Below are 11634 nucleotides of genomic sequence, written 5' to 3'. Positions count from 1 at the left end.
CCGAGTCGACGGGGGCGCCGGCCTTGACCATCATCAGTACCCGGCGCGGCTTCTCCAAAGACTCAACGAGCTCTGCCAGCGTTTCCGCGCGGACAAAATTGCCCTCGTCGCCGTGGGCTTCCAGCAGTGCGTCGGTTTTTTCAACCGAGCGGTTGTGCAGCGCCACGGTGTATCCATTGCGGGCAAGGTTGCGGGCCAGATTGGCGCCCATCACGGCCAGGCCGGTCACGCCAATCTGTGCAGAACCATTTTGTGCAGACATATTCATCCTTCAGGTAGGTAGCTCATGGGGTTTATGCCAGCTCGACCGGGAGTAGCCGGAGCCAGGTTAGTGCCCCCTCGAAAATGTTCGGCGTTGATGGACGCTGTCCTGCGGCACCGGTCTGCCGTTGGAAGGCCCCAACCGACTAGGAGGACTACCTAGGAGTGGATAGGCACTTCGCGGCGATACAACTCTCAGCCGCAGTCCGTGGCTCAGGACTCCTGATACACGGGGAGGCCAGGTGTGGTGGTCCCCCGTCATTCGCCGTGGCCCGTACGAGTTTACACATTGCAGGCAGGGTTTCTCCAAGCCATTTCTCACACTGCCGCCCGCAAGTGGATGGGCTGCAGAGGAGGCCCGACCACAAATGCAAACTGTCAGGCCCGGGGCGCTCTCCAGGCCTGACAGTTTGTGTTGCTTGCTGTTATTTCGTGAAGATCACTAGGAACTTACGGATTCGTTCCTGGATCTCCCAAGTCCCTTTCCAGCCAATGGGGAAGATGGCGGCATCTCCGGCCTTCACAGTGATGGGCTCTTTGCCATCTTCTGTGACAACCATGCGACCTTCAAGGACGTAGATCGCCTCACCGCGCTCTGTATATTCCCACCGCGAGAGGCCTGGCTCGGCTTCCCAAATTCCAGAGAGGATGCGAGAGTCCTCGCTGGTGAAGGGAATGGCGATCCTTGTAGGGATCTCTTTGCCTATCACTTCAGCCAACGGGGGACCCAACGGCGACGCGTCTAGCTCTCCAGCGAAGAGCTCACTGGGATTGAAAGTTATGCTCATTAGGACTGACCTTTCTAATGCTACTCGCCGGTATCATTTCCGACGGGCAGGTGTTGATGGCCGTGGCTCGTTTAAGCAACGATTGAACCTGCAACCGGAGTGGGTAGTACTCGTTCACATCGGTTAAATGCAGGTACCCTCCTCGTAAGAGGGGCCTGCATTTATCGTCCTATTATTTGCAAGTTGGGGAAACGCTCATTCGGGATGGTTTAAACTACCCCTTCGATCGGGCGAAGGAACGGACCATCGGAGTTCTCGAACAAGCAGCCACGACCCGATGGGAAAGCCAAGGCACCTGCCAAGTCACTTAGCTTGCCCAGCCGCAAGTCCTAGCCCATCATCCCGTTTATGTTCGCTCTCCGGGCATGACTGGCCGCTCGACTACGCCCGTTTGACGAGCGATGGCGACGTCTGTCAGCGGGGAGGCGTCGGCGGATTCCGCGGAAGGATGACCAGAGACTCAACCGCAAACGTAATCGCTCAACTGACCGCTAGCCAGTCATCCAGGACAAGGAACCCTATAAACATGGCAAAGTATTCGAGCGCAGCATTAGCAGTCACGCCCTAACGTGGGCGCTCATCCTTAGGTTGTTTCGGGCAGGCTTAGTGGTTTTGCCAAGGTTGCTCGCACCTTCCACGCGCAGCGCGATCATGGATGTGTTGCGTAGGCGTGAGGAGGATCTGCGCCGCCCTTGGAGCCAAGCGCTTCCTCGACGCTGGTCCTCAGCGCGGGAGTTGTGGCTGGTGTGCGGGTTTAGGCTGATTCTAGGGCGGCGAGCACCGACATGGCTTCCTGAACGACATCTGTCGCTGGGAAGGACTGCCGGTTAATGCCGGCCATTTCCTCCATGACGCGGACTACCTGGCAGCTGTAACCGAACTCGTTGTCGTACCAGAGGTAGAGGATCAGGTTCCTATCTGTGGAAATAGTGGCAAGGCCGTCCACGGTGCCGGTTCGACGAGAACCGACGAAGTCGGTAGATACCATCTCGGGTGAGTTCATGTAGTCGATTTGCTTGCGCAGTTCCGAGTGCAGCGACATCTCACGAAGGTAGTCGTTGACCTCGTTTTTGGTGGTTCCGGTTTCGAGGCTGAGGTTGAGGATGGCCAAGGAAACGTCCGGCGTGGGGACCCTGATAGAGCTACCCGTGAGCTTGCCCAGCAATTCAGGCAGCGCTTTGCCTACTGCCGTGGCGGCGCCGGTTTCGGTAATCACCATGTTCAACGCGGCGGATCGGCCCCGCCGCTCACCCGCGTGGAAGTTGTCGATCAGGTTCTGGTCATTGGTGAACGAGTGGACAGTTTCCACATGGCCGTGAATCACTCCGAACCTGTCATTGATGGCCTTCAAAACGGGGGTAATGGCGTTCGTGGTACAGGACGCCGCGGACACGATCTGGTCCGTGTCCACGATAGTGCCGTGGTTGATGCCGTGGACGATGTTCTTCAAGTCATCCTTGCCCGGAGCGGTGAGCAGTACCCTTGCAACCCCCGCACTCTGAAGGTGCTGGGACAATCCTTCAGCATCACGCCAGCGACCTGTGTTGTCTACTACCAGGGCATTGTTGATGCCGTAGGCGGTGTAGTCAATCGTGGCTGGGTCATCCGAGTAGATGACTTGCACCTGGACCCCGTTGGCCGTGATGGTATTGGCGTCTTCATCGATCCGGATGGTGCCCACGAAGGGACCGTGAACCGAGTCGCGGCGCAGCAAGCTGGCACGTTTGGAAAGGTCGTTGTCGGCTCCCCTGCGGACCACGATAGCGCGCAGGCGCAGGCCCTGACCATTACCGGTCTTTTCGATTAGAAGGCGGGCCAGTAGCCGACCAATCCGACCGAAGCCGTAGAGCACGACGTCGGTACCGGTATGGTCGTCCCCGCCGCGCTTGCCAACGATCTCAGCAAGCTCGAAACGAAGGAATTCCTCTAGAGTGGCACCATTGGCCTCTTCCTTGAACTTCTGGTTCAGACGCGCGATGTCGATCGAAGCCGAGCCGAGCTCGAGGTGCGCCAAAATTTCCACCAGCGGGGCAGTCTCCTCCAAAGGTAACTCGTCCTTAGAGATCCGGCGCGCGAAGCGGTGCGCCTTGAGGATGTTCATAGTGGATAAATTAATCAAGTTCCGGCCATGAATACTGACGACCACGTTGCTTTCGCGGTACAGCCGGCCAATCACCGGAATCATGCCCTCGGCGAGGGCCTCCCGGCCCATCCACGCATCGAGATAAGAATCTGAGCTATCCAGCATCGAGCTGCCTTTCCAAAAAAAGTTAGATCTGTTTGAGCTTCAGCTCCTGAGACACCCCAGAGCTGCAGGCGGCCCCAACCACGAATATCCAATTGCCCTGCCCTGCAGCTTGGACACAGCCACCAACTGCTTCTTGCCGACGCCTGCGTCGGCACCCCCATCCCCGGGACAAAAGGAACGTAGCTGGCGACCGCTTCTCCCGTCACTTCCGAGGCGGGTTCGTCCATGACGCTCAAATTTACTTCTCTCCTTCAACACGGTCTGCCATCCATCATCCCCGACCTAACGGGTAGGGGAAACGCTAACTTGTGATGGTAGAAACTACCCCAACGGATAGGAAAATGCTCTGATTGTCCCCTTGGACCCAGCATATTGATTCATCATGAACCCTTGACTCATACGTTCACCCATGTGAAAGTAGTCACATTGCAGTGGCGCAAATCACGTTGGTGCAATGTCATTCAGACGCACCATCGCATACCGCAGAGCGGCTTCCCCACTACAGAAACGGTAGAGACTAATGACTACAACCACCCCTCAGCCCGCGGCCTCGACGACGGAGGAAGCGATCGATGTGTGGCCAGCGGAGTCCATGAAGGCCTTGAAGGGCGAGTGGGGTCAATTGCGCTGCAGGTTCATAAATTCCCACCCCACCGGCCGATGGGATGACTTCATCCTCTCGGAGTGGGAACTGGAGGCCTGTGCCTGGGAGGACTTTCACCCGCACAGCGAGACTGCTTACGTACTGGAAGGCGAACTCCACATCGAAAGCGACGGCAAGACCGTCATCCTGAAACCGGGCGACTCGGCACGGGTCAATCCCGGCCGGCTGGGCCGCTACAGTGCTCCCGTTTACGCGCGGATGGTCACCATTTACGGCCCCAACCCCGAAGGCGCGGAGTCACACTCGTTCCGATACTCCGAAATCTGAGCCCAGATATACCCCCTACTGGAAAGGACGCCTACAGGTGTCCAGGAAACAAATGAATTTGTGCACGTTCAGGCAGGCCCCATGCCCCCTCCGGCGGGAAGCAGGAGTTCATAGCTCTTGGAGACACGGCCTGAAGCGTTTTCGGACGGCATAGAGAGACGCTGCTGGTGACGGTTTCGCCGATTACCCTCGAGGCCGGGCCGTGCTTGAGGAACAAGTTCACTTCTACCCCGCTAAGGTGCCTTCACGGTCAGTTTCCTATCGTTTCATTTGGGCAAAAGGCGTTAATTGTGGGGGATTCATTCCTCCTTTATGCAGTAAATTTCTAACTTCTTTTCTTTTTATCTACATGGCTGATAGATATAAATGATTGACATGCGCACTAACTAGTAACAATGTTTGGAAATATAGTCACTTTCATCACATTGATGCAATTCGAAGATCGTGAGGCCTAAGTCGCCCTTTGGAGGCCTGCGCGATCGCCTGGGTCGAGTCGCAAAGGCGTCTCGTGATACTTGATAACGGAAGAGGAAAAACAGTGCCTAATGAGACTGGTTTATATCAACTAAGTGGGTGGGTGGTCATTCTGCTCCTTGTTCTGGTATATGGGGGGACCCTGCTGGTATCCGCCTATATCAGCAAGAAAAAAGAGAACGCCGACGGCTACATGACCGCTGGAAACAATGTGGGGTTTGGAATTTCCGCGGCCAGCATGACAGCCACTTGGATTTGGGCGGCATCAATGTACGCTTCCGCAACCGCTGGATACACCTACGGCCTCTCGGGGCCCATTCATTACGGCCTCTGGGGCGCACTGATGATTCTGTTCATCTATCCGTTCGGCAAACGTATCCGGGCGGTTGCACCGAAAGCCCACACATTAGGCGAGGTGATGCACGCTCGCCACGGCCGCTCCAGCCAACTCATGCTCGCCGGCTCCAACATTGTTGGCAGCGTTATTAGTCTGACATCCAATTTCATTGCCGGTGGCGCCCTGATCGCCCTTCTATCGCCATTCAGCTTCGGTCAGGGCGTCCTCACCGTTGCCGTTGGCGTTCTCCTATACACACTCTGGTCTGGTTTTCGCGCCTCGATACTGACAGACTTTGCTCAGGTCGTGGCGATGCTGGGCGCCGTCATCGTCATCATTCCGGCAGTGTTCTTCGCCGCTGGAGGGCTGGACATGTTCGTCCAAGGCGCAGGCAATCTGACCCCTCAGCAGTCCAATTTCTTCTCCAGCGACGCTTTCCTGAACCAGGGCGCGCCCTATATCGCTGCAGTGTTGGCGTATGCGGTCGGCAACCAGACCATTGCACAGCGCCTCTTCGCCGTGCGTGAGGATCTGATCAAAAAGACTTTCGTGACAGCGACGGTTGGCTACGGCGCCACCGTGATCGGGGTTGGCCTGATCGGTGTGATGGCTCTCTACCTGGGAATGACACCGACCGGCGGAGACGTCAACAACCTGATCCCGCAGATGGCATCGACTTTCCTCGGGCCTGTTCTCCTGTGCCTATTCTTCGTGATGATCCTCGGAGCGCTTTCATCAACCGCAGACTCGGACTTGTCGGCTCTGTCCTCGATCATGATGGCAGACGTTTATGGAACGAACGTGGCGAAGAAGCCTAATCCGACCACCATGCTGCTGATCGGCCGGATCACGATGATCGTGGCCACCGCCGCCGCGCTAATTTTTGCCAGCCAGCAAATGAACATCCTCGATCTCTTGGTATTTGTCGGCGCACTCTGGGGTGCACTGGTCTTTCCAGTCATCGCGAGCTTCTACTGGGGCAAGGTGACCAACAGGGCCTTTACGACGTCGGTGATCGTCGCCCTTGCTGTCTTCATACCGGTTCGCTTTTCCTGGATCCCGATGGACGGGCTCACCGGAATCTTGTTCGACATCTTGTCAGTCGTCGGAATCGGCATTGTTCTAGGACTGATGGCATTCGGCTTCTTCGGGCTGAAACCGGCCGTGATCACCAGCATCATTGCCGCCTTGGCCTCGGCCCCGTTCGTAATTGGATTCCTTCACAATTACTCTGTGCTCACCGGGTCGCTGGTGGCTTATGCCGTCAGCACTATCATCTGCTATCTGATGTCCGTCAGAAGCAAACAGAACTTCGACTTCGCGCTGATCAAGCAGCGGATCGGAGATTACGACCCGCAGCCCGATGACGAACGCGGGGATCCGGACGATGACCTCGACAACCTAGCAGCATCCGCGCAAAAGTAGGGAAATCATCATGGAAGCCTTCTTTCTCACTCTGTACGTACTCATCTGGCCGACTATTGTTGCTGGTGTCCTCTGGACCATCTGTAGGGCCTTTTTCAAGGACTGGTCCGCGGCCCGGAAGGCAGGCAGGCCCATCATCTAGGCCGAAGTAACGTTAGTTATGACAGGAAGGTCCCCGGGTTTCCGGGGATCTTCCTGTCTTTGTGGCAACTACTCAGCTGATTTAGGCGGTAGCTGGAGTCCAAGGAATCCCGTTGTGGATCAGCAGGGATCTGGATTTAGCGATTTATTCCTTGCAGTGCGGTGTCCAGTTATTTGATGGCGTATTTGAGGATGAGCTCGGTTCCTTGGTACCGGGTATTGGTGGTGGTGAGGTGCTCGCAGAGTTCGGAGATGGCCGCGGTTTTGGCTTGGGTGGGTAGCGGGTCCAGGGTGATCGTGAGGTAGCCGGGGTCGGTGGGATCGATGTCGCCGGACCGGTTGAACACTTGGCGCATCAGGGCGTGGGCTTCCTAGTTGGCGCGCTGGTAGCCCGTGTTGGCACAGATCCCCCGGGAGATTGCCATCGCGGTATTGTAGGCGGTCATGCGTATGCCGGTGTGGATTAGCTTGATCCCGGTGTCCAAGATTTGCTGGCCCGGCGCTATACCCCCAGATGAACCTTGGCAGGGATCTTTTTGTGGGCTTGCTCCGCTTTGGTCAGGGCTGTCTCTGCCTCTCAGAGCGGCGCCATGGCATTGTTGTGCATGGCACTGGTGATCGTGACTTCGCTGTGCCTTCTGCCGGAGTTTTCAGCGCCAACAGGTTGTGGTCCGCCACGGCGCCCGCTTCGCCGTGATGGTTCGTGGCGGCCACGACTTTTTGGTACGACTCGGCCTTGGCCGGATTGGGTACCATCCGGTCTGCGTTGTCATCGGTGCTGGTGTAGGAGTCGAGGGAGTTCAACTCGAAGTTCATGCGGACGTAGCGGAACTGGTTTTCCTGTCGCCATCTTTTCCCCAACCGATACACCACTTCCCCGGCGCTCAAGCCTTTGTCGGTGGTGAGGACGTGGATTTGCCGGGTGCCGCCACCGGTCGCCACAACGATCCGGTTGATCTGGCGGATGCCAAATACTTCCCCGGTATTCTTGGTCGTGTCCAGGGGCAGGTCGATGAGGGTATCCGCCACTGACCTCGTCTTGACTTCACCATGTTCATCGGTGTGGGAGACCTCGGTGAACAGCTTCGCCTCGATGTCGGAGGTGTTACCTTTGCGCCGGGTCAGCACGTCAAAGCCTTGGGCGTCCATGTGTTTGAACAACGCTGGGACCAGCCGCCGCGGTCAAAGCCGACCTGCACCCGTCGTTCATCCCCTATCGTCTTGCGGAGTTCTGGCAGGAGTCGGCGCAGCTCGGCGGCCAAGGATGCCCGGGTTCGACCATGACGACAAACACGGGTGAACCGTGCGCGTCACTAACCCAGGTTTGCTCGGTTGCCGAGACCGGGAACTTCAACCGGGTGGAGTGCAGTGCAGTTTTCCGATCTTTTTGGTGCCTGGTAGGCGCGCACGTGCCCGTCTGGATACAAGATCGCGGCCAAGTTCTCCCCAACGGGACCAGTGGCTGTGAGGTGGCGGGATGCCAGGGCCGAAATCAGCTCCTCGGCCTCTACACTCGCGGCGAGCTGGCTGAACTTGCGGCGGATGATTTTCACTTCCGGGGCCCTGTCCATGCCCAGCATCCGCCCGAGTTCTTTCGGGTCGAACCGGGTTGCACCCTCGGCGCCGGCTTCCCCAGCGAGTGCCTGCAGAACCGCATCGATGAGGATCGTTTCCAGACCGTAGAAGCCCTCCGGCAACGCCGAATACACAGCTTTCGCGCAGCTGAGCAGGACGGTGGTTTCCAACGCGGGGAAGGCCAGGAACAGTCCGGCGTGCCGGATGCGGGCTGCCGGGAAGAACACCGGGGAAGCAGCCGCAAGAAGCCCGGCCCTAGCCGCTGCCCGTTCCCCGGACCTGACTACCGCGGACGGTAGCATCGGCATTCTGGCAGCAGTGGTTCGCTATTGGACTCCGCTGAATCCGGTGTTGCCGATAAGGCCGGGGAGGGTGTCTTCGCTTCCCGGGCGCCCTGCTCATCGGCGACTTTCAGGGCCCCGGGGACACTGAACTCAGAGACACCCACGGCAGTTCCGACCGCACGCAAGGACAGGCCCGATGCACGCACCGAGACAATGCGGTCCTTCCCCTCCGCACTCACCCGCGATGAGCCCTTCGGGCCCATCGACTCCGGGATCAGGCCAGCGACACCCGCAGCGGCCAGCTGCAGGCGCCACCGCCACAACGTCACCACTGCAACACCGAACCCGGCGGCAATCGTGCCCGGGGTGGCAGCCTTGAGGTCAGCCAGCGTCGCCGCAGCAAAACGGCGGTTCACCACGTCCTCGGCGTCCCGGGAGTAGGCAAGCCGTCCGCGGAAAAGCCCCGACCCCGTCGCTGTCCCCCACCAGGGACGCAGCTGCACCCAGCGCTATGGAGCCGGCTGCCATGGGCATCGAAAGTAGTAGTTGTGCGGTCATTAAGCCCATCATCCCACCCACAGCAAACATACGAGATTCATACAATCGTTGTATCGCAAATGAGGCAAAATTAACACCAAAAGACGACCAAGAGCGCCGGAAAATCAACGAACCACCGAACCCGCCGCGAACCCATATCCAGAGTCCTGAGTTTGCGCGCGTATGGCCACCGAGGAGAAGCCCGCCGGATCGAACTTGGCAGACAAAAACCAGATGACGCCACAACGGTTGTGGCGTCTATCGGCATGGATACAGTCACTTTCTTTGGGCTCATTCGCTCTGAAACTTGGTCGTTTTAGACAACTTCCAATCAAAGGTCGACGACTGGCCGGTCTTTCATTCGTTCCGCCCTGTTACATGAGTGGTGTGCGGGTTTAGGCTGATTCTAGGGCGGCGAGCACCGACATGGCTTCCTGAACGACATCTGTCGCTGGGAAGGACTGCCGGTTAATGCCGGCCATTTCCTCCATGACGCGGACTACCTGGCAGCTGTAACCGAACTCGTTGTCGTACCAGAGGTAGAGGATCAGGTTCCTATCTGTGGAAATAGTGGCAAGGCCGTCCACGGTGCCGGTTCGACGAGAACCGACGAAGTCGGTAGATACCATCTCGGGTGAGTTCATGTAGTCGATTTGCTTGCGCAGTTCCGAGTGCAGCGACATCTCACGAAGGTAGTCGTTGACCTCGTTTTTGGTGGTTCCGGTTTCGAGGCTGAGGTTGAGGATGGCCAAGGAAACGTCCGGCGTGGGGACCCTGATAGAGCTACCCGTGAGCTTGCCCAGCAATTCAGGCAGCGCTTTGCCTACTGCCGTGGCGGCGCCGGTTTCGGTAATCACCATGTTCAACGCGGCGGATCGGCCCCGCCGCTCACCCGCGTGGAAGTTGTCGATCAGGTTCTGGTCATTGGTGAACGAGTGGACAGTTTCCACATGGCCGTGAATCACTCCGAACCTGTCATTGATGGCCTTCAAAACGGGGGTAATGGCGTTCGTGGTACAGGACGCCGCGGACACGATCTGGTCCGTGTCCACGATAGTGCCGTGGTTGATGCCGTGGACGATGTTCTTCAAGTCATCCTTGCCCGGAGCGGTGAGCAGTACCCTTGCAACCCCCGCACTCTGAAGGTGCTGGGACAATCCTTCAGCATCACGCCAGCGACCTGTGTTGTCTACTACCAGGGCATTGTTGATGCCGTAGGCGGTGTAGTCAATCGTGGCTGGGTCATCCGAGTAGATGACTTGCACCTGGACCCCGTTGGCCGTGATGGTATTGGCGTCTTCATCGATCCGGATGGTGCCCACGAAGGGACCGTGAACCGAGTCGCGGCGCAGCAAGCTGGCACGTTTGGAAAGGTCGTTGTCGGCTCCCCTGCGGACCACGATAGCGCGCAGGCGCAGGCCCTGACCATTACCGGTCTTTTCGATTAGAAGGCGGGCCAGTAGCCGACCAATCCGACCGAAGCCGTAGAGCACGACGTCGGTACCGGTATGGTCGTCCCCGCCGCGCTTGCCAACGATCTCAGCAAGCTCGAAACGAAGGAATTCCTCTAGAGTGGCACCATTGGCCTCTTCCTTGAACTTCTGGTTCAGACGCGCGATGTCGATCGAAGCCGAGCCGAGCTCGAGGTGCGCCAAAATTTCCACCAGCGGGGCAGTCTCCTCCAAAGGTAACTCGTCCTTAGAGATCCGGCGCGCGAAGCGGTGCGCCTTGAGGATGTTCATAGTGGATAAATTAATCAAGTTCCGGCCATGAATACTGACGACCACGTTGCTTTCGCGGTACAGCCGGCCAATCACCGGAATCATGCCCTCGGCGAGGGCCTCCCGGCCCATCCACGCATCGAGATAAGAATCTGAGCTATCCAGCATCGAGCTGCCTTTCCAAAAAAAGTTAGATCTGTTTGAGCTTCAGCTCCTGAGACACCCCAGAGCTGCAGGAATTTGAGGTCTCATCACCTAGGTTGCCTACCGGTCGTTTTCAAGGAGATGAGCCGATTGATGGGCTCCTAGGCCACCGCCGTCTTGGTCGTATCTGGTTTTCTACTGGGCTCGAACCGGATGCGATAAGACGAAGGTCATCTTCGCGGTGAAAGGCTAGGTGGTGCCTCCGGCAACAGACACATTCCGGCAAAGATGTGTCATGCTCTTCGCGATCACCCTCAACACCAAACCGTTGCGGCCGGCATCAGTCGCGAATATCCGGCTTGCCTGGCCCTAGCATTCTAGAAGCGGGTTCGTTCAAGACGCTAAGATTCACTCCTCTTCCATTCGTGGGCCTGTCATCCATCGTCCCGTCATTTTGGGGTGCCGGAAACGCCGATTCGGGATGGTTTGAACTACCTGTTTGGATATGCTGCTGTGAGTGAGCATCGCCTTGGGCTGGCAGGATGAATGTGGAGGCAGGTGCCGCCTATGGAGTTTCTCGCCGTTAAAGTCGTTACCAGGCTCAGACCTCCGCAAGTACGTGGGATGAAGCCCGCGATTGTGGGGTTTTTCTTTGCTTAAGATGATCAGAAATCAGTTGAGATGTGATAGGCTGTTTGGATGGATCAGGAGACATTGGAGGGCATGCAGGAACCGGCCGGGCTGGCCCTTGCCGCGTGCGGCGGGCAA

At 57.8% G+C, this 11634-nt stretch carries 11 protein-coding genes; 3 read left to right on the top strand and 8 right to left on the bottom strand.

Translation table 11 applies throughout. The features are described from left to right. From QMG25_RS19815 to QMG25_RS19805, 3 genes are all read right to left on the bottom strand, one after another. A partial coding sequence (locus tag QMG25_RS19815) for an NAD(P)-binding domain-containing protein (RefSeq protein ID WP_283462814.1) occupies positions 1 to 262 on the bottom strand: 262 nt, incomplete at its 3' end. Between the two features lie 424 nt (positions 263 to 686). Next, complete coding sequence (locus QMG25_RS19810; RefSeq protein WP_283462813.1) at positions 687 to 1049, bottom strand: cupin domain-containing protein; 363 nt, start codon at positions 1047 to 1049, stop codon at positions 687 to 689. A gap of 754 nt (positions 1050 to 1803) precedes the next feature. After that, complete coding sequence (locus tag QMG25_RS19805; protein WP_283462805.1) at positions 1804 to 3297, bottom strand: glyceraldehyde-3-phosphate dehydrogenase; 1494 nt, start codon at positions 3295 to 3297, stop codon at positions 1804 to 1806. A gap of 520 nt (positions 3298 to 3817) precedes the next feature. Here QMG25_RS19805 and QMG25_RS19800 point away from each other — a divergent pair. The 3 genes from QMG25_RS19800 (at position 3818) to QMG25_RS19790 (ending at position 6606) form a co-directional block, all read left to right on the top strand. Next, positions 3818 to 4228 carry a cupin domain-containing protein gene (locus QMG25_RS19800; protein WP_283462812.1) on the top strand — a complete coding sequence of 137 codons (411 nt, stop codon included), beginning with the start codon at positions 3818 to 3820 and terminating at the stop codon, positions 4226 to 4228. A gap of 577 nt (positions 4229 to 4805) precedes the next feature. Continuing rightward, positions 4806 to 6464 carry a sodium:solute symporter family protein gene (locus QMG25_RS19795; protein WP_283462811.1) on the top strand — a complete coding sequence of 553 codons (1659 nt, stop codon included), beginning with the start codon at positions 4806 to 4808 and terminating at the stop codon, positions 6462 to 6464. Between the two features lie 10 nt (positions 6465 to 6474). Then, the gene (locus QMG25_RS19790) at positions 6475 to 6606 is read left to right on the top strand and encodes a putative transporter small subunit (protein ID WP_283462810.1); all 132 of its coding nucleotides are present in this window, start codon (positions 6475 to 6477) and stop codon (positions 6604 to 6606) included. Positions 6607 to 6775: 169 nt separating this feature from the next. Here the strand turns inward: QMG25_RS19790 and QMG25_RS19785 are convergent, their stop codons facing one another. From QMG25_RS19785 to QMG25_RS19765, 5 genes are all read right to left on the bottom strand, one after another. Then, positions 6776 to 6961 (bottom strand): hypothetical protein, encoded by a 186-nt coding sequence (locus QMG25_RS19785; RefSeq protein ID WP_283462809.1) that lies wholly within the window; start codon positions 6959 to 6961, stop codon positions 6776 to 6778. A 202-nt stretch (positions 6962 to 7163) separates the two neighbouring features. Further along, entirely contained in the window at positions 7164 to 7754 is a 591-nt protein-coding gene (locus QMG25_RS19780; RefSeq protein ID WP_283462808.1) for a hypothetical protein, read from the bottom strand. A gap of 164 nt (positions 7755 to 7918) precedes the next feature. After that, a complete protein-coding gene (locus tag QMG25_RS19775) occupies positions 7919 to 8488 on the bottom strand; it encodes a putative transposase (RefSeq protein ID WP_283462807.1) in 570 nt (189 codons plus the stop codon). Further along, on the bottom strand, positions 8464 to 8967 hold the full coding sequence (locus QMG25_RS19770; RefSeq protein WP_283462806.1) for a hypothetical protein: 504 nt from the start codon (positions 8965 to 8967) through the stop codon (positions 8464 to 8466). Before QMG25_RS19770 ends, QMG25_RS19775 begins: the two co-directional genes overlap by 25 nt. A 429-nt stretch (positions 8968 to 9396) precedes the next feature. Next, positions 9397 to 10890: a glyceraldehyde-3-phosphate dehydrogenase gene (locus tag QMG25_RS19765; RefSeq protein WP_283462805.1), complete on the bottom strand. Its 1494-nt coding sequence runs from the start codon at positions 10888 to 10890 to the stop codon at positions 9397 to 9399. Positions 10891 to 11634 lie beyond the last annotated feature (744 nt).

Source organism: Arthrobacter sp. H35-D1 (genome assembly GCF_030063185.1).
In the GTDB taxonomy this organism is placed as follows: Bacteria; Actinomycetota; Actinomycetes; order Actinomycetales; family Micrococcaceae; genus Specibacter.
Note: the sequence above shows the minus strand (reverse complement) of the source record. Positions and strands in the feature narration are given on the sequence as shown.